Annotated in this window: 25 protein-coding genes and 1 tRNA gene; 19 read left to right on the forward strand and 7 right to left on the reverse strand. The window is 62.8% G+C overall.

The window, feature by feature from the left end; genetic code table 11:
- Positions 1-110 precede the first annotated feature (110 nt).
- Together IQ16_RS18040 and IQ16_RS18045 are read left to right on the forward strand one after the other, a co-directional pair.
- Entirely contained in the window at positions 111-2150 is a 2040-nt protein-coding gene (locus IQ16_RS18040; protein ID WP_018646254.1) for a methyl-accepting chemotaxis protein, read from the forward strand.
- Between the two features lie 332 nt (positions 2151-2482).
- Positions 2483-4516: a methyl-accepting chemotaxis protein gene (locus IQ16_RS18045; protein WP_026312500.1), complete on the forward strand. Its 2034-nt coding sequence runs from the start codon at positions 2483-2485 to the stop codon at positions 4514-4516.
- A 197-nt stretch (positions 4517-4713) separates the two neighbouring features.
- Here the strand turns inward: IQ16_RS18045 and IQ16_RS18050 are convergent, their stop codons facing one another.
- Positions 4714-5097: a DUF3175 domain-containing protein gene (locus IQ16_RS18050; RefSeq protein ID WP_018646256.1), complete on the reverse strand. Its 384-nt coding sequence runs from the start codon at positions 5095-5097 to the stop codon at positions 4714-4716.
- Positions 5098-5278: 181 nt separating this feature from the next.
- On the opposite strand from IQ16_RS18050, the gene IQ16_RS18055 reads away from it, so the two are divergent.
- From IQ16_RS18055 to IQ16_RS18065, 3 genes are all read left to right on the forward strand, one after another.
- The gene (locus IQ16_RS18055; protein ID WP_018646257.1) at positions 5279-6766 is read left to right on the forward strand and encodes an MFS transporter; all 1488 of its coding nucleotides are present in this window, start codon (positions 5279-5281) and stop codon (positions 6764-6766) included.
- A 4-nt stretch (positions 6767-6770) separates the two neighbouring features.
- Positions 6771-7592: a trehalose-phosphatase gene (gene otsB / locus IQ16_RS18060; protein ID WP_018646258.1), complete on the forward strand. Its 822-nt coding sequence runs from the start codon at positions 6771-6773 to the stop codon at positions 7590-7592.
- A gap of 240 nt (positions 7593-7832) precedes the next feature.
- Positions 7833-9296 carry a trehalose-6-phosphate synthase gene (locus IQ16_RS18065; RefSeq protein WP_026312501.1) on the forward strand — a complete coding sequence of 488 codons (1464 nt, stop codon included), beginning with the start codon at positions 7833-7835 and terminating at the stop codon, positions 9294-9296.
- Between the two features lie 48 nt (positions 9297-9344).
- On the opposite strand, the gene IQ16_RS18070 is transcribed toward IQ16_RS18065, so the two are convergent.
- Positions 9345-9686 carry a hypothetical protein gene (locus IQ16_RS18070; protein ID WP_018646260.1) on the reverse strand — a complete coding sequence of 114 codons (342 nt, stop codon included), beginning with the start codon at positions 9684-9686 and terminating at the stop codon, positions 9345-9347.
- A gap of 195 nt (positions 9687-9881) precedes the next feature.
- On the opposite strand from IQ16_RS18070, the gene IQ16_RS18075 reads away from it, so the two are divergent.
- A tRNA-Ser gene (locus tag IQ16_RS18075) sits at positions 9882-9971 on the forward strand.
- A 445-nt stretch (positions 9972-10416) separates the two neighbouring features.
- Here IQ16_RS18075 and IQ16_RS18080 read toward each other — a convergent pair.
- The gene (locus IQ16_RS18080; RefSeq protein ID WP_018646261.1) at positions 10417-10683 is read right to left on the reverse strand and encodes a hypothetical protein; all 267 of its coding nucleotides are present in this window, start codon (positions 10681-10683) and stop codon (positions 10417-10419) included.
- A gap of 73 nt (positions 10684-10756) precedes the next feature.
- Between IQ16_RS18080 and IQ16_RS18085 the strand changes: the two genes are divergently transcribed.
- Together IQ16_RS18085 and IQ16_RS18090 are read left to right on the forward strand one after the other, a co-directional pair.
- Positions 10757-11143: a hypothetical protein gene (locus IQ16_RS18085; RefSeq protein ID WP_018646262.1), complete on the forward strand. Its 387-nt coding sequence runs from the start codon at positions 10757-10759 to the stop codon at positions 11141-11143.
- 20 nt (positions 11144-11163) lie between these two features.
- Positions 11164-11400, forward strand: a complete 237-nt coding sequence (locus IQ16_RS18090; RefSeq protein ID WP_018646263.1) for a hypothetical protein — start codon at positions 11164-11166, stop codon at positions 11398-11400.
- 26 nt (positions 11401-11426) lie between these two features.
- Here the strand turns inward: IQ16_RS18090 and IQ16_RS18095 are convergent, their stop codons facing one another.
- The gene (locus IQ16_RS18095) at positions 11427-11753 is read right to left on the reverse strand and encodes a hypothetical protein (RefSeq protein WP_018646264.1); all 327 of its coding nucleotides are present in this window, start codon (positions 11751-11753) and stop codon (positions 11427-11429) included.
- Positions 11754-11755: 2 nt separating this feature from the next.
- Positions 11756-13135, reverse strand: a complete 1380-nt coding sequence (locus tag IQ16_RS18100) for an AAA family ATPase (protein ID WP_018646265.1) — start codon at positions 13133-13135, stop codon at positions 11756-11758.
- A gap of 222 nt (positions 13136-13357) precedes the next feature.
- On the opposite strand from IQ16_RS18100, the gene IQ16_RS18105 reads away from it, so the two are divergent.
- The 6 genes from IQ16_RS18105 to IQ16_RS18130 all read left to right on the forward strand — a co-directional run bounded on the left by IQ16_RS18105 (position 13358) and on the right by IQ16_RS18130 (position 18932).
- Positions 13358-13735 carry a ribbon-helix-helix protein, CopG family gene (locus IQ16_RS18105; RefSeq protein WP_018646266.1) on the forward strand — a complete coding sequence of 126 codons (378 nt, stop codon included), beginning with the start codon at positions 13358-13360 and terminating at the stop codon, positions 13733-13735.
- A gap of 304 nt (positions 13736-14039) precedes the next feature.
- Positions 14040-16352: a hypothetical protein gene (locus tag IQ16_RS18110; protein WP_145831648.1), complete on the forward strand. Its 2313-nt coding sequence runs from the start codon at positions 14040-14042 to the stop codon at positions 16350-16352.
- Between the two features lie 203 nt (positions 16353-16555).
- Positions 16556-17029 carry a hypothetical protein gene (locus tag IQ16_RS18115; RefSeq protein WP_018646268.1) on the forward strand — a complete coding sequence of 158 codons (474 nt, stop codon included), beginning with the start codon at positions 16556-16558 and terminating at the stop codon, positions 17027-17029.
- A 396-nt stretch (positions 17030-17425) separates the two neighbouring features.
- Entirely contained in the window at positions 17426-17680 is a 255-nt protein-coding gene (locus tag IQ16_RS18120) for a hypothetical protein (RefSeq protein ID WP_143130628.1), read from the forward strand.
- A 174-nt stretch (positions 17681-17854) separates the two neighbouring features.
- A complete protein-coding gene (locus IQ16_RS18125) occupies positions 17855-18082 on the forward strand; it encodes a hypothetical protein (RefSeq protein WP_143130627.1) in 228 nt (75 codons plus the stop codon).
- Between the two features lie 169 nt (positions 18083-18251).
- Positions 18252-18932, forward strand: coding sequence for an SOS response-associated peptidase (locus tag IQ16_RS18130; RefSeq protein WP_018646271.1), 681 nt, complete (start codon positions 18252-18254; stop codon positions 18930-18932).
- A gap of 781 nt (positions 18933-19713) precedes the next feature.
- On the opposite strand, the gene IQ16_RS18140 is transcribed toward IQ16_RS18130, so the two are convergent.
- Positions 19714-20028, reverse strand: a complete 315-nt coding sequence (locus IQ16_RS18140; RefSeq protein ID WP_321175565.1) for a polyphosphate kinase 2 family protein — start codon at positions 20026-20028, stop codon at positions 19714-19716.
- On the opposite strand from IQ16_RS18140, the gene IQ16_RS46570 reads away from it, so the two are divergent.
- The 5 genes from IQ16_RS46570 to IQ16_RS47630 all read left to right on the forward strand — a co-directional run bounded on the left by IQ16_RS46570 (position 19912) and on the right by IQ16_RS47630 (position 23455).
- Positions 19912-20337: a hypothetical protein gene (locus IQ16_RS46570; protein WP_018646272.1), complete on the forward strand. Its 426-nt coding sequence runs from the start codon at positions 19912-19914 to the stop codon at positions 20335-20337. The two genes, IQ16_RS18140 and IQ16_RS46570, sit on opposite strands and share 117 nt — an antisense overlap.
- Before the next feature lie 91 nt (positions 20338-20428).
- Complete coding sequence (locus IQ16_RS18145) at positions 20429-21292, forward strand: transglutaminase family protein (protein ID WP_018646273.1); 864 nt, start codon at positions 20429-20431, stop codon at positions 21290-21292.
- A gap of 978 nt (positions 21293-22270) precedes the next feature.
- A complete protein-coding gene (locus IQ16_RS18155; RefSeq protein ID WP_244635735.1) occupies positions 22271-22600 on the forward strand; it encodes a hypothetical protein in 330 nt (109 codons plus the stop codon).
- A gap of 236 nt (positions 22601-22836) precedes the next feature.
- On the forward strand, positions 22837-23001 hold the full coding sequence (locus tag IQ16_RS18160) for a DUF3309 family protein (RefSeq protein WP_018646276.1): 165 nt from the start codon (positions 22837-22839) through the stop codon (positions 22999-23001).
- Between the two features lie 106 nt (positions 23002-23107).
- Positions 23108-23455 carry an exopolysaccharide biosynthesis protein gene (locus tag IQ16_RS47630; protein WP_145831649.1) on the forward strand — a complete coding sequence of 116 codons (348 nt, stop codon included), beginning with the start codon at positions 23108-23110 and terminating at the stop codon, positions 23453-23455.
- Between the two features lie 154 nt (positions 23456-23609).
- Here the strand turns inward: IQ16_RS47630 and groL are convergent, their stop codons facing one another.
- Positions 23610-25250 carry a chaperonin GroEL gene (gene groL, locus IQ16_RS18170; protein ID WP_028338372.1) on the reverse strand — a complete coding sequence of 547 codons (1641 nt, stop codon included), beginning with the start codon at positions 25248-25250 and terminating at the stop codon, positions 23610-23612.
- Positions 25251-25276: the final 26 nt, after the last annotated feature.

The following is a 25276-nucleotide window of genomic DNA, read 5'->3' on the forward strand; positions in this document are numbered from 1 at the left end:
CGGACGGATTTACCACCCCTTGACGATTCTGCCTTAATTTTCCGCACGGTTCGGAAAGGGCTGCTTCCGAGCCGCAAAATCGTTGCAAGAACATAAGCTGGGGGTTGGGAATGTCCGGGCGTACCGCGTCGCCGTCGAAGCGTGCAATATTTCCAACTCTCCGGTTCCGCGCAAAGATCATCCTGGGCTTCGCCGCGGTGCTGGTGATCTCCGCCGGCAGCATGGCTTTTGCCTATTTCGGCTTCGAGCGGGTGTCGTCCGGGGTCGGATCCTACCGCACGAGCGTCACGGAGGCTGACCTCGCCCGCAACATCGACCGCGAGCTGCTCGCCTACCGTTCGGCCGTCAGATATTTCGTCGTCACCGGCAAGGAAGACGATGCCAAGGCAGCGTTGGACGCCGAGGCAAGCCTGAAGAGCGCCATCGACCAGGCCATCAGGGGCGCCAAGAAGCCGGCGCGGCAGGAGAGCCTTAACAAGCTCGCCAAGGAGTTTACCAATTTCTCCGCGACCTTCGCAAAGGTGCTCCAGGCCAAGCGTGACAGCGCGCTGCTGGTGCAGAACCAGCTGACCCGGAACGCCAACCTGCTGAAGTACAAGCTCGACGATATCGGCAACAACGCCTCCGATTCCGAGGCGCAGGCGATCGAGTTCGGCACCAAGCAGGTCAACGCCCAGTTCCAAACCGCGAGTGCTGCGGCCACCAACTTCGTGCTGACGTCCGACCAGACGATTGCCACCAGCGCGCTGGCGCGGCTGAAATTCGTCGAGAACTCGCTCGGCGCGGTCTATTCCATGGACGACAAGATCGTCGCCGGCCTGAAGGACGCCAAGACCATCCTCGTCGCCTATCGTGAGTCGCTGGAGAAGCTGATCGCCAACGCCAAGATGGTCGACGATCTCGTGACCGAGATGAGCGGCTCGGCCGGTGCGATCCTGCAAGGTGCGACCGCCATGAAGGCGGACCTCGTCGCCGAGCAGCAGCGGCTGGAGTCGGAGTCGGAAGCGACCATCGGGCAGACCGAGCAGCTGGTGCTGATGCTGGCCGTCGGCGGCACGCTGCTGGGCGCCATCCTCGCCTTCCTGCTCGGCACCGGCATCTCGCGTCCGATGATCGCGATGTGCAAGGCGATGCGCGAGCTCGCCTCGGGCAATTTCGACGTCGTGCTGCCGGGTTTGGGGCGCAAGGACGAGATCGGCGAGATGGCGGGCGCAGTCGAAGAATTCAAGGTTCAGGCCGTCGCCAAGGCCGAGCGCGATGCTGCCGCGAGCGAAGTCCAGAACCGGGAGCAGGCCGCCAGCAGACGCGCCGAGCTCATCCGCTTTGCCGACGATTTCGAGAGCGCGGTCGGCGCCATCGTCTCCAACGTCTCGGCCTCGGCCGTGCAGCTGGAATCGGCGGCCTCGACCCTGACCCGCACCGCCGAGACCACGCAGAGCCTGTCGAGCCAGGTCGCCGGCGTCTCCGAGCAGGCCTCCTCCAACATGCAGTCGGTCGCGACCGCGACCGAAGAACTCTCGGCCTCGGTCGAGGAGATCGGCCGCCAGGTCCGCGATTCCAGCCGTATTGCGGAGGCCGCCGTGGTGCAGGCCAAGGAGACCGATGGCCGCATCGGCAAGCTCTCGCATGCCGCCCAGCAGATCGGCGAAGTCGTCAAGCTGATCACGGCGATCGCCGAGCAGACCAATCTGCTGGCGCTCAACGCCACCATCGAGGCGGCGCGCGCCGGTGATGCCGGCCGCGGCTTTGCGGTGGTCGCGAGCGAGGTGAAGTCGCTGGCAAGCCAGACCGCGAAGGCGACCGACGAGATCTCCTCGCACATCGCAGGCATGCAGGGCGCCACCGCCGAATCGGTCGCCGCGATCAAGGAGATCGGTGCCACCATCGGCCAGATCTCATCGATCTCGACCTCGATCGCAAGCGCCGTCGAGCAGCAGGGCGCGGCGACGCAGGAGATCGCCCGCAGTGTCCAGACCGTCGCGCAAGGCACCCAGACCGCGGCCACCGACATCGGCCAGGTCAACCGCGGCGCCGCCGAGACCGGCACTGCGTCGGAAGAGGTCCTGAACTCGGCCAAGTCGCTCTCCAGCGAAAGCACCCGCCTCCGCGCCGAGCTCGACCGCTTCATGGGGAATATCCGGGCGGCGTAGGCGCTCCCTCTCTCGTCGTCCCGGCGAAGGCCGGGACCCATAACCACAGGGAGTAGTTTGGCGAAGACTGGCAACCATGAGCCTTCGCCAAACCACGTGCTGTGGTAATGGGTCCTGGATCAGCGCTCGCTCCGCTCGCTTGTCCAGGACGACAGCAGAATTTTAGCAGCGCGAGAAAGCCCGCCTTAACACTCCCCGCGACACCTAACCGCTAGTTGCGACGCCATAAATTTACCGTGGCTTATCCTTTGCCGACTACCGTGCATACGAGTCGGGGAGCGGGCTGCTCCCGGGCTGCGCCTGGTTTTCCGCGAATGGAATGGGGTGGGGGAATGCCCGTCAAGTCGAAGCCGAACACATCAAAGCTGCTCACCTTGCGTTTTCGCGCAAAAATCATCCTCGGCTTCGTGGCGGTGCTGGCCATCCTCGCCGTCAGCATGGCTTTCGCCTATTTCGGCTTCGAGCGGATCCAGGCTGCCGTGGCCTCCTACCGCACCAGCGTGTCGGAAGCGGACCTCGCCCGAACCGTCGACCGCGAGCTGATCTCCTATCAGGGGCTGGCGCGGGCCTACACGCTGACCGGCGCGAATGATGACGAGACCGCGGCCAAGGCGGCGGAAGAGAATCTGAGGGGCGCAATCGCCAAGTCCATGGCGGCCACGACCGGCGCTGCGCGCCGCGAGCAGGTCGGCAAGCTCGAGGCCGAGTTCCAGCGCTTCACCAAGGTGTTCGGTGAGATCATCACCCTGACGCGCGAGAACAACAAGATCGCGGCCGACGAGCTCAACAGCGTCGGCAACAAGATCCGTTTCAAGTTCGACGACCTCGCCGATACCGCAGCGCTCGCCGGCCTCGCCTCGGTCCAGACCACGGCCAAGGACGTCACCTCGCAATATCTCGCGGTCTCCACCTCGGTCAGCGCCTTCGTCGCCAAGCCCGAGCCGAAGACCGCCGATGGCGTCATCGCCCGCATCAAGTTCCTGGAGACCCTGCTGGTCTCGATCTACGCCAATGACCAGAAGATTACCGATCGCGTCACCGAGATCGGCAATCTGCTGAAGCAGTACCGTACCTCGTTCTCGAAGCTGACCGAGAACGTGAAGGTCATCGTCAAGTCGAACGGCGACATGACCAAGACCGCCGCGTCCATCCTCAAGCTCTCGGCCGATCTGCGTTCGGACCTCACTGCCGACCAGCAGCGCATCGAGGCCAGTGCCAACACGACGATTATTGAGACCGAGCGGCTGATGCTGATGCTAGCTCTGGGCGGCCTTGCTGTCGGCGCGGCGCTGGCTCTGATGCTCGGCAACGGCATCTCGCGGCCGATGATCGCGATGTGCAAGGCGATGCGCGAGCTTGCCTCGGGCAATTTCGACGTCGTGCTGCCCGGCCTCGGCCGCAAGGACGAGATCGGCGAGATGGCCGGTGCGGTCGAAGAGTTCAAGGTTCAGGCGGTCGCCAAGGCCGAGCGCGATGCTGCCGCGAGCGAAGTCCAGAACAGGGAGCAGGCCGCCAGCAGACGCGCCGAGCTCATCCGCTTTGCCGACGATTTCGAGAACGCCGTCGGCGCCATCGTCTCCAACGTCTCGGCCTCGGCCGTGCAGCTGGAATCGGCGGCCTCCACCCTGACCCGGACCGCCGAGACCACGCAGAGCCTGTCGAGCCAGGTCGCCGGCGTCTCCGAGCAGGCCTCCTCCAACATGCAGTCGGTCGCGACCGCAACCGAAGAGCTCTCGGCTTCGGTCGAGGAGATCGGCCGCCAGGTCCGCGATTCCAGCCGGATCGCGGAAGCTGCCGTGGTGCAGGCCAAGGAAACCGACGGGCGCATCGGCAAGCTCTCGCATGCCGCCCAGCAGATCGGCGAAGTGGTCAAGCTGATCACGGCGATCGCCGAGCAGACCAATCTGCTGGCGCTGAACGCCACCATCGAGGCGGCGCGCGCCGGTGATGCCGGTCGCGGCTTTGCGGTGGTCGCGAGCGAGGTGAAATCGCTGGCAAGCCAGACCGCCAAGGCCACCGACGAGATCTCCTCGCACATCGCAGGCATGCAGGGCGCCACCGCCGAATCGGTCGCCGCGATCAAGGAGATCGGTGCCACCATCGGCCAGATCTCGTCGATCTCGACCTCGATCGCGAGCGCCGTCGAGCAGCAGGGCGCGGCAACGCAGGAAATCGCCCGCAGCGTCCAGACCGTCGCGCAGGGCACCCAGACCGCGGCCACCGACATCGGCCAGGTCAACCGCGGCGCCGCCGAGACCGGCTCGGCCTCGGAAGAAGTGCTGAACTCGGCCAAGTCGCTCTCCAGCGAAAGCACCCGCCTCCGCGCCGAGCTCGACCGCTTCATGGGGAATATCCGCGCGGCGTAAGCGCTCTCTCCACCGTCGTCCTGGCGAAAGCCAGGACCCATTACCCCAGGACGTGTTTTGGCGAAGACTGGCAACCACGAGCCTTCGCCAAATTTCTCCCTGTGGTAATGGGTCCTGGATCAGCGCTCGCTCCGCTCGCTTGTCCAGGACGACGTCTGAGTGTTTCGCTGGCACAGCGGAGTTAGGAGACGCAAGCCTCATTCCCTCCCGAACGCCCGCTTCAGCTCCACCTTCGCGCGCTCCAGTCGTGTGCGCTGGGTCTTCGGCAGCGTCTTGCCGGCGCGGTTGACGTAGAAGGTCAGCATCGACAGCGCCGAGCGGTAGGCGCCGGTCTTGCGGCGTGAGCTGTGCTCCGCCGAGCGCTTCAGCGACGCCGCGATCTTCTTCGCGCTGGTCAGCTTGAACACGCCTTGCTTGAGATCGAGCGCGTCGCTCTCCCTCGTTACGCGCTGTGACCAGCGCTTCGGCGTCGCGCGCTTCGTGCCCTTGCGCGCGGTGCTACGCCTCGCGCTGGTCTTTCGGCGTGCGGTCTTGTGCGCGCCGCTCTTTCGCGAATGTGTCGTCTTTCTGACATGAGCCATGCGTCAACTCCTTGCGGCTGCGTCGCAAACGGGCGGCCCGTGAGACTGTTCCTGCGGGAACCCGGCATCGCCGCAGACGTTGTCGCATGTGGCAGGCGAGGTGCCGCACCCCGATGATCGGATCGCCCCGTCCACCTCATGTGAACCGGGGCTGCATCCTTTGGTCAGATCCAACAACCCGATGGAATTGCAGCAAACCCCAGCGCTGAACTACGGACCTGCCGTCCCTGCGGCGGTTGCGGTCGATCGCATCGTCGAGACCAGCATTCCCTCGCGCCTTGACGCGCTGCCGTGGAGCGGCTTTCACACCCGCGTCGTGCTGGCGCTTGGCATTACCTGGATCCTGGATGGTCTCGAGGTCACGCTTGCGGGCGCGCTCTCCGGCGCGTTGAAGCAGAGTCCTACGCTGCAGTTCTCCAATCTCGATCTCGGCATCGCCAACTCCGCCTATCTCGCCGGCGCCGTACTCGGTGCGCTCGGCTTCGGCTGGCTCACCGACCGCATCGGCCGCAAAAAACTGTTCTTCATCACGCTTGCGCTCTATCTTTCGGCGACCGCGGCGACCGCGCTGTCCTGGGACATCGCGAGCTACGCGCTGTTTCGCTTCCTCACCGGCGCCGGCATCGGCGGCGAATACACCGCAATCAACTCGACCATCCAGGAACTGGTGCCGGCGCGCTATCGCGGCTGGACCGATCTCGTCATCAACGGCAGCTTCTGGATCGGCGCTGCGATGGGGGCGGTCGCGGCCATTGTGCTGCTCGATCCTGCATTGATGGGCCCCGATCTCGGCTGGCGGCTCGCCTATCTCATCGGCGCCGCCATCGGCCTCGTCGTGCTCTTGATGCGGATGTGGATTCCGGAGAGCCCGCGCTGGCTCATGATCCACGGGCGGCCTGACCAGGCCCATGCCATCGTCGACGACATCGAGCGCTCGGTGATCGGGCATGACCACGGTGCGAGCGACGGACGCTTCACAAAGATCCGGCTGAAGATGCGCGATCACACGCCGATCCGCGAAGTCGTGCACACGCTGTTTTCCACCTATCGCCAGCGCGCGCTGGTCGGCCTCGTGCTGATGAGCGCGCAGGCGTTCTTCTACAACGCCATCTTCTTCACCTTCGCGCTGGTGCTGACCGATTTCTACGGCATCAGCGCCGACCATGTCGGCTGGTACCTGCTGCCCTTTGCCGCCGGCAATTTTCTCGGTCCGCTGCTGCTCGGCCGCCTGTTCGACACGCTCGGACGGCGCACCATGATCATGTTCACCTATGGCATCTCCGGCCTGCTGCTGGCGATCTCGGGCTATCTGTTCACGATCGGCGCACTCAGTGCGCAAGGACAGACCATCGCCTGGATGGTGATCTTCTTCTTTGCCTCGCCCGCCGCGAGCGCGGCCTATCTCACCGTCAGCGAGACCTTCCCGCTGGAAGTGCGCGCACTGGCGATCGCGGTGTTCTATGCGATCGGCACCGGCATCGGCGGTGTGATCGGGCCGGCACTGTTCGGCGCGCTGATCGATACGGGATCACGCACCAGCGTGTTCGCCGGCTATCTGCTGGGTGCCTTCCTGATGATCGCGGCCGCGATCGTGGCGTGGCGCTATGCCGTCTCCGCGGAACGAAAATCGCTCGAACAAATCGCGCGGCCGCTCGCCTTTATGGAGTAGACTGATGAAATCGGAACTTGCGGACATGTCGATGGTCGACGAACGCGCTGTGCGCAACGACAACGAGAAGCCGGATGCGGTGCCGGTGCCGCATGCGCTCGTCCCGCATCTCGACGAGACTGCGATCCTGCTCGACATCGACGGCACGCTGCTCGACCTGATGCCGACGCCGCGCGAGGTGTGGGTGCCGCCCGGCCTGTCGGAGACGCTCAACCGGCTGACGGAGCGCACCTCCGGAGCGCTGGCGCTGGTCAGCGGCCGCTCGCTCAACGACATCGACCTGATCTTCGCGCCCGACGTCTTCCGCGCCGTCGCGGGTCACGGCGCTGAGATGCGGCTGTCGGTAGACAACGAAGCGGATGACGTGCACGCGCCGCCGCTGGACAAGGAGCTGAAGCGGCGGCTCGCCGCGATCGCCAAGCTTTCGCCCGGCATTCTGCTCGAGGACAAGGGCTATTCGCTGGCACTGCATTACCGCCTCGCGCCGCACGCGGAGAAGGCGATCTACGAATCCGTCTCGCTGATCCGCGCCGACCTGCCCAGCGCGCCCATCGAAGTGCTGCCGGGCAAGTTCGTCTGCGAGATCAAGCATTCCGGCTTCACCAAGGCGAGCGGCGTGCGCGAATTGATGAAACATGAACCTTTTCGGGGGCGCCGGCCGCTGTTCATCGGCGACGACGTCACGGATGAGACGGTGTTCGCGATCATGCCCGACATGGACGGGCTCGCCTTCTCGGTCGGCCGCCGTGCCATGGGCGTGAATGGTCACTTCGATGCGCCCGCCGATGTGCGCATGTTCCTCGCGCGCCTGCTCGATCCAAGGTGAAACGAAGGCAGCGCCACGTCACAGACACAATGCTCTCGGCAAGGCACCATTGCGCTACGCAATGCATGCTGCGCGACAAGGTCGCAAATGCTGTCTTTGCAGTGAAATTTCCAGGTTCCGCAGGCGAAACCTGCTCCAACGCGCATGCCCGATTTTGGTTTCAATCCGAAGAAATCATGACAGGAACCATATTGATGAACGGCAGTTAAACGGGGTGGAATGAACAGGAGGGGACGACCTGTGAACTTAGTCGTCGTTTCAAATCGCGTCGCTCGCGGCAAGCCGAATGAACCCATGACGGGTGGCCTCGCTGCGGCATTGCTTCCCGTTGTCGAGCATTCAGGGGCCATCTGGGTGGGGTCGTCAGGCCGCGTGCGTGACGGCCATCAGAAGGAACCGTTTGCCGAGATCGAGGCGCTGGGTACGGGCGCGATCGCAACGCTGGATCTGCCGGCGGCGCATTACGGCGGCTATTACGAAGGTTTTGCCAATTCGGCGCTGTGGCCGGCTCTGCATTCGCGCAGCGATCTGATCCGCGTCTCACGCGAGGACTATGTCAGCTATCGCGAGGTCAACGCCTTCATGGCGCGCGCCTTGATGCGCTTCCGCAAAGCCCGGACCGCGTTCTGGGTGCAGGATTATCATTTCCTCGCGCTCGGCGCGGAGCTGCGCGAACTCGGCGTCGATGATCCGATCGGCTTCTTCCTGCACACGCCCTGGCCGGTGGTCGCGGTGATGCAGGGCGTGCCCAATCATCGCGAGCTGATCACGGCGATGCTGGCCTATGATCTGCTCGGCTTCCAGACCGAGGAGGATCGGCAGAATTTTCTCGGTTATGTCGGCGGCGAGCTTGGCCTCGCCATCGAAGACGGTGTCGTGGTCTCGCAGCACGGTCGCACACGCTGCGAAGTCTTCCCCATCGGCATCGATGCGGAGAAATTCGCAGCCTATGCCGCCAAGTCGGCATCGCATCCCGACGTGTCGCGACTGCGCCGCAGCCTCAATGGCGAGCGGCTCGCGATCGGCGTCGATCGGCTCGACTATTCCAAGGGCCTCGTCAACCGCATCAGCGCGTTCGACCGGCTCTGGACCGAGCAGCCGCAGTTTTCGCGCAGCATCTCGCTGCTTCAGATCGCCAATCCCTCGCGCGGCGCGATCGAGGCCTATGGCAATCTCCAGAACGAGGTCGCGCGCCTCGTCACCGACGTCAACGGCCGTCACGGCGAGGTCGACTGGACACCGATCCGCTATCTGAACAAGGGTTTTAGCCAGGCCGTGCTCGCGGGGCTCTACCGAACCGCGCAGGTCGGCGTGGTAACGCCGCTGCATGACGGCATGAACTTGGTTGCCAAGGAATATGTCGCCGCGCAAAACCCGGCGGATCCCGGCGTGCTCGTGCTGTCGAAATTTGCCGGCGCCGCCAATGAGCTCGACGCCGCGCTGCAGGTCAATCCGCACGACATCGACGGCATGGCGCGCGCGATCGCGATCGCAGCCTCGATGCCGCTCACCGAGCGCAAGATGCGCTGGGACGCGATGATGAAGAAGTTGCGCGGGCACACCATTCAGCAATGGTCCACCGATTTCGTCACTGAACTGGAAAAGTGCCGCACGCAGAAGGCCGCCGTCGCCCCGCTCGCCGCCCAGCCGCCGCAAGCACTGCGCTGGCTGAAGTCGGCGATATCGGGTGTGCGGTTGATTTAGCTCTTCTCCCTCTCCCCGTTCTTACGGGGAGAGTGAAAAACGACGGCCTCAATAACAATACGACACGCCCTCCAGGATCGCGCATTGCCGCTTGTTCGGCGCGTTGGGATCGTCCAGCGGCACCATGCCCTTGCCCTGGCCGACGAACACGCCGGGGCCGACATGGATCGAGCTCTTGTTGCCGATGATGACGCTCTGATGTGGCGTCGAGCTCGAGCGCGTCCCGTCCGGCCAGAGGATGGCATCGCCCGACAGCACCCCGCGCCGCCCGTCGTCACAGCTGACATCGACGCCCTGCCGGGTGCAGACCTGTGCCAGCGCCGGCACGGCAAAGGCGGAGGCGAGGGCCGAAATCAGGCCCAGCGCTGCGATGGTCTTGCGGATGGTCATGGCGTCCCCGGTCGTGTTTGGTGGCCTCAGGTGAATCGTCGCGCCAAACCCGCCTCGGGTTCAGCCCCGGGCGGTTCCGTAGAGCCCGCTAACGCCTGATATTATTGTTTAAATACAACAACTTACGGAAAATTCACCCGATTTTCCCGCGATCCCTTGCAAAATCACCGGCGCCCCTTCAAGAGAGGGCGCTCCGGAGAGATGGCCGAGTGGCTTAAGGCGCACGCTTGGAAAGCGTGTGTGCGGGAAACCGTACCGTGGGTTCGAATCCCACTCTCTCCGCCAGCGCACCGCGACGACGCAGAATCCCTACAAAACAAGGCCCATCCCGAACCGCCGGAAATCGACGGTGTAGCACCGCAGTGGAGCACCGAGTGGAGCAGCCGCGGGCCGAGTCACGTTGCCATCATTGGTGGGCCGGCGCGAGTCCGAATCCTTGGCGATGATACGAACTCGGGGCAGAAGCGAGGTCGTGCCCCAAGTTCGTATCATCCAGGATGCGGATTTTACACCTGCGACGCCTAGAATGAGGATTTCTACACCTCAATGAGGATTTTTACACCTGACGCAGCCGCAAGAGATTTGAGACCGAGGGGCCTCCGCGTAAGCGATTTGAGACCGGCATAAGAGATTTGAGACCTTGGTGTTGGACCGGCCCGTAACGATTTTGCAGCCGGCACCCCTCGTCATAATCAATTGGCAGCGGCCGTAACGATCTTGCAGCGCCAACCTAAGCGGAATTCGGTTTTTTCTGGGCGGGTTCAGCTTTTTCTGCCGGCGATGAGTCCTTGCGCCTCGCCACCCTGCGACCCCGAAGGAAGCCGCGGCTCGCCTTCGCATAGACGTCGGACAGCTCCTGCTCGAGCATCCCGTTCGCGACGATCAGCGCCTTGATCGTCTGGACCAAGTCGCCGCCGCACGCCTCGATCGCCTGCGCGGCCGCGATCTCCAACTCGGCGGCCTCGTCGACGGGTTGCTGCTCGACGGGCGCGGCCATGGCGAAGGATTCCTGATTTACGGAGAAACCATCTTGTTCTCTATTTGTTCTTTGGTCAATTGGAGTTTAGCGTATGGCCGGAAGACGGTGTGCAGAGTGGCGCTTCCCAACAGCAAAGCAGCAGAAGGCAGAGGAGACGGCGCGCCGCCTGGCCGAGGCGCAGCGGCGCCGCGTTTCCGTCGACGACGATGAGGCGTGGTGGGCGTCGGTGCTGGCGGATCCGCGCGCCGAGACGAACCGGCCGGACGCCAGGCGCACGCTCGCGGAGATCGGGTCCTCGGAGCTGAAGGTCGAATGCTTGAAGTGCTTCCGCGTCGTCCGGATCGCACGAGATGATGCGATGACTCGCTTCGACGTCGGCTCACTCTGGAAGGAGGTCGCGATGCGCCTGCTCGCCGACGGCTGCATGAGCAGGACCGGGAGGCACGAAAAAGACGGGTGCTGGCCGGATTTCAGGTAGCGCCTTCGAGAGCGCGCGCCATGGCGCGCGCGGAAGACGGGTCCGCCGACTACGAGCATATCCACTCCGTCGGCTTTGTATGCAGTGAATGGGAAGCTAAGCCGCCTTCCGTATCCTACGGCACTTGCCTCGGTGACGACGGCGACGCGCGCTCCGCCGAGCGCTTCCGACACCGAGCGCTCGATTTGAGCGAGCGTGCTTCTCATCATGCCGCGCCTTTGGACGACGATAACCAATTGACCGTTCACGACTTCTGAGTGAAAAATTTTCACTGACGGCATGGTCATTCGGTGTTGATCCCGTCCTCCGGGATCTCCTCGCCGGCCTGCTCGCCCAGCACGTAGATCCGGTGCGCGGTCCGGACGAAGCGCGCATGGCGGTCGAACCAGTGCACGGCGGCGGTGCAGATGCGGTCGCCGTCCTCGTAGTCGGGATGCCGCCTCGCCTGGCCCACGACGACGAGCTTGAACCCCTTGCCGATTCTCCTGATCTCGGTCGACCAGTGCTCGATCACCGACGCCCGCGCCATCTCGAACGCCGACGGCTCCTCGCCGAACCCGTAGGCTTCAAGGTCGCGAGCAAGGTCGTCCTTCCATCCTGTGTTCGACATCGCTAATGCCTCATTGCGTGTGCGTCGCGGGCCTCGAGGGTCGCCCTGATAATGGCCTGCAGCTTGCGCAGCGAGAAGCCGGCCTTTTCCCAAGCCTTCGCGATCACCATCAGCTCGTCCGGCGCCAGCGGCTCGTCGCCGGCGCGCTCCGGATCCTCACGGGCGAGGTCTTCCATGACCGACGACGCCAGCAGCGGCAGGTCGACGAGCCGCGGCGCCGGCACGCGAACGATTCTGAACCGGTCTCTCAAGTAGTCCGGCAGCAGGGAGACGTCGTTGGCCGTGCAGATGTACGACGCCATCGAGAGGTCTAACTCGCAGTCAAGACTTTGATCTCTATAGCTTTTTGCCGTTTCGACCTCTAGGAAGGGCAAAAGCGCCGACGTCAAGGATCCGTTCAGCGAACCTCGGCCGCCGCTGCATTTGTCAAGCTCGTCAATGAACACCAGCGGGTTACCGGTCCGAGAGGCCAGCACCGCGCGCGCTGGCACTGAGGCCTCGGTATTACTCCAGCCCTTGGATGTACCCGAAAATTGCCCGTCGGACACGGCGCCGTCGTAGCGGTGCACGTGCTGCAGACCGATTGCCGTGGCGATACGTCTTACGAAACGGCTCTTGCCTGTGCCAGGCTTTTGCGAGACCAAGATGGTCGGCCTGAATTTAATCGGCTCGCCCTCGCGCAAATCCCTGAACAGCGCCGCGATCGCTGCCGACGCGTGCGGAAACTCGTTCGACAAGCGCCGGCGCGCCTGGTCGAGATTGCGAGCGCAGACCAGCGGCAGCTCCTTATCGAGGATCTCGGCGAACGGGCGATTATGCGAGTTCAGTTTCGTAGCCCGTGACGCCGGCATCACCGTCAGCGTCGGGCCAACATGCGGCGACCGAAACCACTTCGCCACGTCGACCTCATGAGCGAGCGACACCAAAGCTGACTCCTTCTCGATCTCGCCCGCGAGCACGGCGGCCGCCAGCGCGAACGGCGAGCGCTTCTCCCTCACGTAGTCGCCGGCGCCGGCGGCCCACCAGATGCGAAGCCGCTCTCGGCAGTCGCCATCATCGTCGGCGCTCAGGTCGGCGGCGTCGAGCGCATACTGGAGCTGCGGCAGCACGCTCCGGAAGCTCGGCGGATAGCTCGGTCGGCAGGTCATCATCGACCAGGCCAGCGCCAGCTCACCCGCCTGATGGGTGCCGCGCTTGTAGAGCTCGTCGACGGTCTCGCGGATCTCGGATTGGATGGCCCGGCGGTCGCCGCACTTGTCGAGGAGGCGCTGCGCGCACTCGGCGCCCAGGGTCTCCTCTGAGAGGTGGTGCAGATCACCGAACGCATCGTCCCAGCGGCCGGCCATGAGCGTGATGAGGGCGGGGTGCTGAAGCTTCGTCATCGGTCGTCCTCCTCTTCCGGCGGTGGCGCGGTCTCGGCGCGGTCTTCGGCGATACGATCGAGCAACCATGCACGGAAAAGCGGAGCCGCCGGCCTCGACGAATCCTTTTGAGACGTGTTATCCGTGGTGTGCCGAGTTGCCATCATTGGCAACACTTGTCGAACAAGTTGCGCCAAAAATCAAGGACTTGCAGCCGCCATGGTTAAGGATTCGAAAAGAAAAATGCGCGTGAAACCGGGTCCGAAGGTGGCCGACGAGGACGTCAAGCACGAGCGGTTGACCCTACGGGTTCATAGCGACCTAATCGACATCCTGCAGCGGCGCGCCGACGAGCGGAACATGTCGCGCTCGGCCTATGTCGAGCAATTGCTGGTCGCCTGGGTGCAGGCCGATCCCCGCAACCCGAAGGTCGATTCCAAGGGGAAACGTGTGGAAAACGCCCCGCATCCGTTCGAGCTGATGAACAAGAATTCCATGCTTTTCGGCGCCAAATGGGCCAAATTCAACCAGATCTACTCGCTCCTTTTCGACCAGTCGGCGCCGGCTAAATGGGTCGACCAGCCGCAGGATCACTGGTTCGGGCAGGACGACGAGGCCTGAACAATTCGACTCCTTGATGTTCAAAGACTCGAATTCTCCGCCGAAATACTTCAATGACATCAGGGCACGTCGTCTCTGTTCCTTGCCATCATAGCGACCTCTTTTCGCGTGGTTCGGCATTACGACTCTAGAAGGACGACATTACGAGTCTAGAAATTCGCCCGCCCCGGCGTGGCGCACCGGAACCGGACTTGGTGCCTCGCTGTCCACCGTCGTCCGACGAATTCGGCGGCCGCCCGCAAGGATTCGATTGCATGTTGCTGCACGTCAGCTGCATGCTGTCTCCTGGATCGACCGAGACAGCATGGACTCAGTACCGACCATTTCCGAATCCTTGACGCCTGCGCACGTTCGCGCAGACGGCGATTTCACGCGCCGCATTACCGGCTTCGTGCTCGTAGATCGCCCGGATCGGCCCGATGCCGGCCCGACGCCGGCCGAGGTGATCGCTGGCATCGTCGATGCCGCGGCGCCCGCCAAAACAGAGCCCGCCAGGCACAAGGCCCCGCGCCCCGGCCTGCGCGGTAAGGGCTCCAAGCCGGCCCGGCAGACCAATGATTCCTTCGAGCCGGACTACGACGCCGTCGCCGAGGACCGCAGGTGCGCCCGCATCAAGCGCGCCAAGAAGAAGGACGCGAAGGACAAAGCCGACAGCGAGATCGCCGCCGAAGAGGGCCTGTCGCTGCGCGAGTGGCGCGACCGCCAGTTGGAAGGGGCGATGAAGCGCGTCGGAGCCTACGTCGAATGGATGGAGAAGGCCCGCGCCAAGGTCTGGGTCGCCGTATATTCCGAGAACCTCGAGTCCGCAGGATGTACGGACGAGCACGCCAGGAAGATGGCGGACGCCGCCGTCGCGGCATTCAACAAGGAGCCGCCCGCGGACCCCGACATGCCGCACGTGAGCGACGAAGACCGCCGCCTCATCAACGACGTCGAGAAGGCCCAGGCGTTCTGCGCGAAGCTGTACGACGAGGCGACCCGCGACGCGAACGGGGTCTTCCACCATCCCGGCGGTCTGGTCGCCGGAAAGTATCTGCGCGCCCCCTTCAGCAAGGCGGGCAAGAAGAGCGACGAGCACGTGCACTACAAGGCCTTCGCCGCGTCCGTCGGCAAGGCCGCACGCGGCAACCTGTTCGCCGGCGACACCAAGGATTCATGCCACAAGCACGTCAGCAAGCTCTACGCGCTCGACAAGCCGCAGATCTTCTTCTCGGCTGTCTGCAAGGACTTCTTCCGTATCGAGCTGGACATCGACTTCCCGTCCGAAGCGCACATGCGCGCCCACATCGCGAACAAGGTGGATGAGCACGACTTGCCGTCGGGCCCGCAAATCGGCGCGTGGTTTCCCGATGATCGTCGCCCGGGCGAGGCAAACCATCCGCACCTCTACTTCCGCCTGCCCGAGGGCAGCGGGGTATGGCCGTGGTCGCCCGAGCGCCAGCACCGCATGCTGAAGGCGGTGATCGCGAAGCTCACAGAGATCTTCGGCGGCGACAAGGGCGGTACCGCGCACCCCTACAGCGGCAAGAATCCGCTCTCCTGGCTGACCAAGTCGTGCATCATGTCCGAGCGCATGCCGACACTCATCGAATGGTTCGAGGCGCTCGGCTGCGAGTGGGAGCCGGACGGCATGCCGGACGACGTCACCATCGCCAACCTCCACGACGCGGCCCAGTCGGTCGACAAGGAGAGCGCGGCCTGGTGGCGCGTTGTGCAGGGCGTGGCGTTCTCGACGGCCAAGGCGTTCTATCGCTCCGGCAAGGTCGACCTCGGTGACCGCGGCGCCTTCGCCAAGAAGATCCGCCGCGCGATCTCCGGCCCGCTGACCAAGGAGCTGCGTCCGTCGTCCGGCAAGCAGTCCGAGGACCTGTCCGAGATGATCGAGAAGGTCTGCGACTACGCCGCCGAGTCCTTCGACCCGGCCAAGTGCGACCGCAAACGCCGCAACCACGGCGCAGCCGCGCACCTGATCGAGCCGGACATGACGATGAAACAGCGTTATGTCGTCGGCGGCGAGTTCTCCGGGCCCGTCCGCATCGGCAAGACCGTCGAGATGCTGGCTGAGATCATCCGGCTGGACCTGCTCTGCGGACGCACGCCGACCATCGCGAGCGTCGCGGGGCGCGGGCGTTGCTACAACACCGTTGCGCGGCACTTCGACGAGGCCTATGCCGTTGCAAAGTCGAGGATTCCCGCGCCGAAGGAGGCTCGGCTTCCCTCGCTTTCACTAAGGGGTCTGTTTCGGGGTATCCCTGCTCTTCCTGCCTTCCACCCCCTTCCGGGCCAGGCCGCCGGTCCCGATTCCGCCCCTTTCATCGTGCCGGAAGCCGACCCGCCGGAGGCATCAGCACCGGCAAGCCCGGACAAAACCATCGATCCTGACCCTGCCGACCTCCTCGGAACGACCGGCGCTGACGAGTTCGACCCCGACGACTTCATCGTCGACGCGCTTCGTCGCATCGAGCATGCGAAGCGTCGGCGCCTGCGGCCCTCCGAAGTCCGCGCCGTGCAGCAGGTTCGTCAGCCGGGTTCGCTCTTCGTAGACTTCCGGGCCTCCGGCATCAAGACCCTCCACCGGTCGATCAAGAATCCCGTGCTCCGGTCGGCCGTGGCGTAGCCCTCAGGGCCTCCGGCTCAAGCCTTCATCTCTCATCCCTTATCGTCGAAGACCTCCGGGGCTCGGACTGCAGAGCCTGCGGCGCCGACCGCGAAGCCTCCGGCCACATGCTGAATCTTCTGAAGCGTTGACCCTTGCGGCGCTGCACCGGATAACCACGTGCGAAGCCGATCGGTCAGCCGGTCGGGGACGATGGAGGCAACATGGCGAAGATCAGAAGGCAACTGACTCAGGAGGATGTCGACCGGATCGCTGAGATGGACTCTGCACGCGGAGCGTATTTCCAGCGTGATCCGGACCGGCCGGACAACATGTTCGTGAAACCCCGTCGACGGCAACCTGTCGAGGTCAGCCGGGCAAAGGCAAGACTCAGGACAGCCAGGTGGCGGAGCGAGAAGGACCGGCGCCGGGCACCGACCGTCAGCGAGGTGGGCATGTCGCTCGCAGTCGCGCTGGCGACCACGTCGTGGTCTGACCCGCTGACGAAAGCCGACTACGACTTGCTCAGCCGCGCACTCCTGGACCTGCAGGCCCGTGGATTCTCGATCGAGGAGGCGAAGAAGACCATGCGCCGGCTTCGTCTCCGTCTCGTCGATCCCGGCGACCGCGCCGGCGAGGAGTCCGAGGGCTGCGGCCCGCCGATCTGGCAGGACGACGAGCGCAAGCTGCCGTTCTGAGCGCGAAGCCTCGTCAACAAATCATAGGATTGACCGTAGTCCGTATCCGGACGATCGTCAGTCTCGCGACTAATATGGATTACGTACTCTAGCCGAGTTGGATGCCATCGAGTCCGACGGCCATCGCTGATAGTTGTGGAAAAGCTTGGACAGCGCCAGGTCCGCGCTTTGGCGCCTCAGAAGCGAATTTAACCATGCTGGCGAGGCCTCCGCCGAGTTGGTTCTTCCTTGCGCTCAGGATCGTGCTTTGCGCCGACGAGAAGGCCCATCCTGAGCTCTTTCCAGCCCGCGATCATGATGCCTTCATCGACTCTGCGAAGGCTCTCGACGCGCCCGCCGCAGTCGCGGCATGTTGAGCCATAGCTTCGACGTGGAAGCGAGCAGAGGAGTATCAGTATGTCTAAATCGAAGTCTGGTGTTCAGCTCGATATGTTTCCGCCCTTCACGATCAACAAGACGGATTCTGGTCGCGTCATCGTTCGCCCGCTGGAGGATGGTCATGGGATCAAGAACCGCGTTGACCGGCTCTGCGAGGCCTTCGGGGGCCGTTATGTCGACCAGGAGGAGGGCTACGTCATGACCAAGGCCGGCGTGGCCAACATGGAGGCGGCTTACGTGAAGGGCCGCGAATCGTTCTTCTGGTTGCTGTAGTTTGTCCCGCGAGCCGGCACCGACGGATGCGGTTTGAAGCGCACAACTGTCGATTTTGCGCAGTGTAGCACGTAAGCCATCAAGGACTCACGGCACGATTGCTAGGCGCCGTGAATCCCAGAGTGCCGACGGGTGGCTGGCCGCCTCCCGCAGTGGTAGAAAGAGGAGTGATAGATGGGCAAACCGCGCACTTATTCGTGCTGGGACACGTCAGTAAGGATCCAGGAGGCTGGTCACGGGCTTGGCGTCTACGGGAATACGTATGAACTCTTCCCAGGCGGCGGTCACACGCGTACCGGCGACGCGATTATGATCCATATGACGCCGGGCATCCGGTTTCTGATCAAAGATGTCGACGCTGCTATTGCCGAGGCCAATCGCCGCGCGAACGAGCGGGTCTGACGTGTAAATCGGCGCCGGACGCCGGTAAGTACGGCTACCCACGTGGCGAGTGCCCCGCTGCGGTATCAAAAAGACAACGCAGCCGCAATGGACCGGCTCCCGGTCGCTGCCGCGAGGCCAGACTGCTAAAGCTCCAGCAACGAACCCGCCAGCCGGATCCGGAATACCGATGGGCAATCTCTATTCGATCACGACCAACCAAGCCGCTATCAGCGCTCTGTTCCGCGTCGTCAACCGCTACGTCGGCAACCTTGCGCTGATGCCCGGCGTCTTTCCGGACTACAGGGCGCCGATTGTGCGCAATAGTGCCGATGGCCGGGAGCTCGCTACCGCAAGGTGGGGGATGCCGTCGTCCCAGCAAGCCCTCCTGCAGGCAACCAAGAAACGCGCCGAGAAACTGCAGGCGAAAGGCAAAACCATCAACTTCAAGGAGTTGCTGCGGATGGAGCCGGACAGCGGCACCATCAACATCCGAAACGTGAAGTCGAAGCACTGGAGGCGCTGGCTGGGTCCGGAGCACCGCTGCGTGGTGCCGTTCAACTCGTTCAGCGAGTTCAACAAGGCCGAAGGCGGCGACATCTGGTTCGCGCTCGACGAAAGCCGTCCGCTCGCATGCTTCGCCGGCATCTGGACCAACTGGACGTCGGTCCGGAAGGTCAAGGAAGGCGAGACCACCAATAACCTCTTTGCATTTCTGACGACGGAGGCGAACGCCGAAGTCTTCGCCATCCATCCGAAGGCAATGCCCGTCATCCTGACGACGCCCGACGAGATCGAGACCTGGATGACCGCACCCGCCGCCAAAAACCGAGCCGATGCCGGCGAGCTCACAATGCTGAAGACGTACTGAGTCAGAGTTCGTTGGACTGTTCTGAATGGCGCGCCACTCAGAACAAAACTGCGAACTCGAATGTAATTGAAATTACAGCCATACATTGCTCGACCTGCCGCTTAAGGGTTGAGCCTATCTTCAACAGGACAAGCGCGCCGGCTGGAAGGACATTGGGCCAAGAGAAAGCGAGTGGCCTCAAGTGCCGTCATGCAGCCGAGACCGGCGTGACAGCTTGCCGATAGACGCCGTCCCCCACGTCGCCAACCGCAAAGAGGCCCGGCTTGAGCGTCGCAAATCGGTGAGGGCTACGCTCGCCTGCGCTGATCGTCGGAGGAACGAGAATACGTTTTACTCCTTCAAACAGGATATTGTGCACTCCAGCGCATTGGCAGCGTACCGCAGCGGCTCTAGGTAAAATGATGATATTGTGACGATCGTCGAGAAGCGGGAGACGAGGCAATGATACGGGATGAGAAGCTCCAAAGGATCATCGAACGCGCTATCCAATCAGCTTTCGTTGATTTTCCAGACGCGGGAAACGGGACGGTGTGGCCGAAAACTTACAAAGAGCCCAACGAATGCAAGACTATCGCAACAGCCGTCCTCGCCGCTCTCGAAAGTGCAGGCTACAGAGTTTCGCTCGATGCAAACTGAGGCATCAAGGTAAGCCACCTAAGCCTCGATCAGGCCGCGCTCATAGCAGGCTTTATAGTAAGGAAAAACGACCGCCGGATCGGGCCTGTGGAGACGACGGTGCTTTCCGGGATAGTGCAGCCGCCACAGAACATCGCGAATGATATTAAGTCGCGCATGTTCCTTGTCGCCGGCCCGGACCACGGACACGCTCAACTCCAGCACGGTTGTACCGACTGCGATTGAACAGCACGATCTCTCCTGCCGCGGGCAAGTGCGAAACGTGACGCTGGAAGTACCATGAACACCGCTCCCGATTGCTCGGCGGCCCCAGCGCTACGATGCGGGTATCACGCGGGCTTAGATGTTCGACAATCGACTTGATCGTGCCATCCTTGCCGGCGGCGTCGCGACCTTCGACGATGCCAAGGATTCGCTGGCCGCGCTCAATCACGCTGCGCTGCAGCTTGACGAGCTCGATTTGCGGCCGGACCAGCAGCGCGTGATACCTATGGCGACTCAAATGTTGCGGAAGCGGTGGCCGGTTCTTCATGGTTCGATCCCTCCTAGTCGCCTCACTATCCAGGGTTGTCACGCCGACACGGCGCTGTCCATCATTTGCGGCCCTCCGACCAGCGGTCACGTCACACTTGTCGGATCCTGTCGCACCGCGAAACTGATGTTGTGCTTGCACTTCGACACCCGTCAACATGACCGTATGAATGAATCGCAGCGTTCTTGCTCGGTGCCTCGTCCGCAAATCCGCCCGGGTTTCGGTCGTCTGGATTGACATTTGCATGGGCACGTTCAACTTGGCCATACTTCCCGAGGGGACCACCGGATAAGGGCCTGTCAGACGCTGCCGCGGATTGGAGCTTGCGTTGATTACGCTGAAGGTTCTTCACACGACGACCTATCGATTCAACGAACACGTGCACCTGTTGCCGCACCGCTTGATGCTTCGTCCGCGCGAAAGCCGCGAGCTTCGTTTGATTTCGAGCAACGTCACGGTGACGCCGCATGCGGCCTTGACCTGGGCGCACGATGTGTTTGGCAATGCAATCGCGACGGCCACGTTTCAGATGACAGCCTCCAACCTGGTGATCGCCAGCGTCGCGGAGCTTCAGCTCGACGCGGTTGCATGGCCGGTGTTCGATATCGCTGTCTCGGCCATGTCTTACCCATTCCGCTATTCTGATGACGATTGGACCGATCTCGGCGCCCTGGCTCTCCCCCAGTTCTCGGACACGGCGGGGGTCCTACGAAGTTGGGCACAAATGTTCGTTCGAGGAAGTCGGACTGATACGCTGTCGCTGCTAAAGGACCTGAGCGTCGGCGTTTCGGAAGCTGTCCGGTACCAGAGCCGTGAGGATGAGGGTACCCAAACGCCGGTAGAAACGTTAAATCGTGGCTGGGGGTCATGCCGGGATTTCGCGATGCTGTTTACCGAAGCAGCACGCATGCTCGGGTTCGGAGCCAGGATCGTCTCCGGCTATCTTTACAATCCAGAGCAACAGAGCGTCGGATCGAGCAATGCGGGATCAACCCATGCGTGGGCCGAGGTCTTCGTACCGGGCGCCGGCTGGATCACTTTCGACCCGACGAATCGCAGCCTCGGCGGCCTCAATCTGATCCCAGTCGCGGTCGCGCGCGACATCCGGCAGACGATTCCAGTGTCCGGCAGCTTCGTCGGCAGCATCGGCGCCTTCGCCGGGATGTCCGTAGAAGTTCTTGTCACATCATAGATCGACGCATTGGACCTTCGGCAACCTTTCTGATCAGCCGTTCAGCTTCAAGGCCCTCACGTTTTCTAGAAGGGACTTCAGGCGCCCGCTCATGATGGGCATCGCCTGTTGCGCCTACTCGTCAGTGGGGCTTGGGCCAAAGAGTGACATTGCGATCAGTGATGCCGTCCTAATCTGATGGCAAATTCCCTTTCGTTAAATTTTCTTGAATGAGCAATTTTGACCCTGAGCTCGCGCCGCGTTGCGGCACAATACTTCTCACCGCCCTGCTCTCGGCATCCATCGATGATTGAGAGAATGTTTGCGAGGAGCGCAGCTATAGCCAAATGATTCCCGCTAACGGCAACACCCGCTGAAGGATCGCCGCTAGGCAGGATGGAATTGGGCGATTGGCATAACCTGTCGACAGACTTTCAGGGCTGTCGCTGACCCACGTCAATCCACACGAAACAAACAAATCGGCGATAGCTGGAACTCTTGTCGGCTTGCCCTGTTCATTCTTTGTCCGATTCCGGACGCATAAGAATTGGTGGATACTATGAAAAGAATTCTATTAGCGACAGTCTCTGTTCTCGCATTCGCTTCTCCGTCGTTCGCGGCGGAGACTGGCAAAACCGTTGGCCAATCGCCCTCCTCGTTCTACCTGGCTCAGGATACTGCGACCATGAAGTGTCAGATCGTCGAGAGCCAGCCTGCTGCCGGCGGCAGCATGAAGGTTGTCGGCGCCGCTCACACGACAAAGGCCTCGGCAGAAGCGGCTTTGAAGGCGGACAAAACTTGCGCCAAGTAATCGGTTAAGTCGCGGCGCGAGTACAAAGGCGGCTCTGCGAGTTCGCTAGAACCACGAATCCTCGGATCCGCCCCCACCAGCGCCTCGAGCGCCCTGGGTCGAGGTTCTTTATCGGCCAGCGGCACGCAATCGACTTGCCGCTTGAGATGCTCCAAATTCGAGAGGATACGACCATGAACCAGCAGACAATGAGATACGCGATTGCGGTCGCACTCTTCGGTGCGGCGACGCTCGCCTCGGTGCTGCCTTCGGGGGCAGCTCCGATCTCGCCGAGCACGACTCTTCCGACACAAGCGGCTTCGTCGTCCGCAGTGACAGAAGTCTACTACCGACGCCACTACCGCGGTCGCGGCTACTACGGCGCTCCGGGGGCCGCAATTGGTCTTGGCATCCTGGGTGCCGCGGCTGGAGCCGCCGCCTACGGAGCCTACGGGCCAGGCTACGCGCCGGGCTACTATGCGCCAGATTACTACGGCGGCCCGTATCCCTATCGCCGCCAATACTACGCCCCGTATTGAGGGCACGAGCGACGCTGTTTGGGCGTGGCAACCTCTGTCACAGACCATTCCCACTCAACACGCGCTCGAGCGCGCACTGGATCGCGATGGCGCGGCTGCGCCCTTGTGATCCGGTCAACTGCATCGGCCCCTCCCATCCGGGGTCGCCTGCGGACTCTTGCAGGAGGTCGACGACTCGCAAGACAGACAAAACTTGAGACCCAATATCCACAAGGTCCCACCAAAGGAGTCGGACAATGTCGATCGGACTTATCCTCATCATCCTCCTCATCATCTTCCTGCTTGGTGGCTTCAGCGGCCGCTTCGGCGGCTACGGCTACGGCTATGGCCACGGTGGGATGGGGGTCATCGGTACCATCCTGGTCATCCTCGTCGTATTGCTACTTCTGGGTCGGCTCTGACCCTCGCAGGGTCGGCTGTGTCGACCGGGCGCCTCCCAAAATATCCTGTCCCCGGCGTACCGGGTCCCAACGAGCCCCGACCAGCTGAAGCCGACAATGCCCGCCGATGAAGGGGTGTTTGTGCCTGCCTCGGTCCTGCTGCAGCGGCTGCACGACGAGGCACCGGCAAGATCGCTTTACCCTGGGCTGGCTGATGGGTCGCCTACACAAGCGCTCCTTCGGCCCTATTATGCCGCTGCTCGCTGTGGTCGCTATTGCACCGGATGTCTCGATCGTAGCCGGCCTGCTACTCATGATCCCCGCGTCCCAGATGATCGCGGTCTTCGGTCTAATCACGGGGGCGACCAACCAGGGCGGAGCTATGCACTTCCCAAAATCCAGTAACGGTGGGGTGCGTCCTGACTGGTTTGGTAACAATTCTCACCCGCCACCCGGCTGCAATGCAAAGTGCTGATTTTGAGATATTGCACAAGGCGTCCTCACGGAAATCCGTGAAACGGCGAGAATTCATCACGCTTCTCGGCGGCCGCTTTTTGCTGGTTCCTGCAAAAAAGGCCCAAGCATCTCTGCCGGGCCTTCGTTATTGTTGAGCTCTGAACGAGTAGGACTTAAAAATCCATACCACCCATGCCGCCACCTTGAGGCATGCCGCCACCGCCGGCGTTCTTCTTTGGCAATTCGGCCACCATGGCTTCGGTAGTGATCAGGAGCGCCGCAACAGAAGCCGCATTCTGAATCGCCACACGAACGACCTTGGTCGGGTCGATGATGCCCTTAGTGACCAGGTTGCCGTACTCGCCGGACTGGGAGTCAAAGCCGTAGCCATACTGATCCTTCTCCAGGATCTTGCCGACGATAACGGAGCCGTCCTCGCCAGCGTTGATCGCGATCTGGCGGGCCGGCGCAGACAGCGCCTTGCGCACGATCTCGACGCCGGTCTTCTGGTCATCGTTCTTGGTGCGCAGCCCCTTGAGATGCTCGGAAGCACGCAGCAGGGCGACGCCGCCGCCCGGCAGGATGCCTTCCTCGACGGCCGCGCGGGTCGCATGCATCGCGTCATCAACGCGATCCTTGCGCTCCTTCACCTCGACCTCGGTCGCGCCGCCGACGCGGATCACCGCGACGCCGCCCGCGAGTTTGGCAAGACGCTCCTGCAGCTTTTCACGGTCATAGTCCGAGGAGGTCTCCTCGATCTGCGCCTTGATCTGCGCCACCCGCGCCTCTATGTCGGCCTTCTTGCCGGCGCCGCTGACGATGGTGGTGTTCTCCTTGTCGATCATCACCTTCTTGGCGCGACCGAGCATGTTGAGCGTGACGTTCTCGAGCTTGATGCCCAGATCTTCCGAGATCGCCTGGCCGCCGGTCAGGATCGCGATGTCCTGCAGCATGGCCTTGCGGCGATCGCCGAAGCCCGGAGCCTTCACGGCCGCGACCTTCAGACCGCCGCGGAGGCGGTTCACGACCAGGGTCGCGAGCGCTTCGCCCTCGACGTCTTCCGCGATAATCACAAGCGGCTTGCCACTCTGGACGACGGCTTCCAGCAGCGGAAGCAGTTCATTCAACTGAGATAGCTTCTTTTCGTGGATGAGGACGTAGGCGTCTTCCATTTCGGCGCGCATTTTGTCGGCGTTGGTGACGAAGTACGGCGAGATGTAGCCGCGGTCGAATTGCATCCCTTCGACGACCTCGAGTTCGGTCTCGAGCGACTTGGCTTCTTCAACCGTGATGACGCCCTCGTTGCCGACCTTCTTCATGGCGTCGGAGAGGAACTTGCCGATCTCCGCGTCGCCGTTGGCCGAGATGGTGCCGACCTGGGCGATCTCCTCGTTCGAGGTGACCTTCTTGGAGTTCTTCACGAGATCGGCGACCACGGCTTCCACCGCGAGGTCGATACCGCGCTTCAGGTCCATCGGGTTCATACCGGCGGCAACCGCCTTTGCGCCTTCACGGACGATCGCAGCCGCGAGCACGGTCGCGGTGGTGGTGCCATCGCCAGCTGCATCTGCCGATTTGGAGGCAACTTCTCGCACCATCTGCGCGCCCATGTTCTCGAACTTGTCCTCAAGCTCGATCTCCTTGGCGACGGTGACGCCGTCCTTGGTGATGCGGGGGGCGCCGAACGACTTGTCGAGCACGACGTTCCGGCCCTTGGGCCCGAGCGTGACCTTAACCGCATTGTTGAGAATTTCAACACCGCGCAACATCCTGTCGCGGGCGTCGACGCCGAACTTAACTTCTTTGGCCGACATCATGATCTCCGTTTTCAACTGTCAGA

The sequence above is a fragment of the Bradyrhizobium huanghuaihaiense genome (genome assembly GCF_007830635.1).
Classification (GTDB): Bacteria; Pseudomonadota; Alphaproteobacteria; order Rhizobiales; family Xanthobacteraceae; genus Bradyrhizobium; species Bradyrhizobium huanghuaihaiense.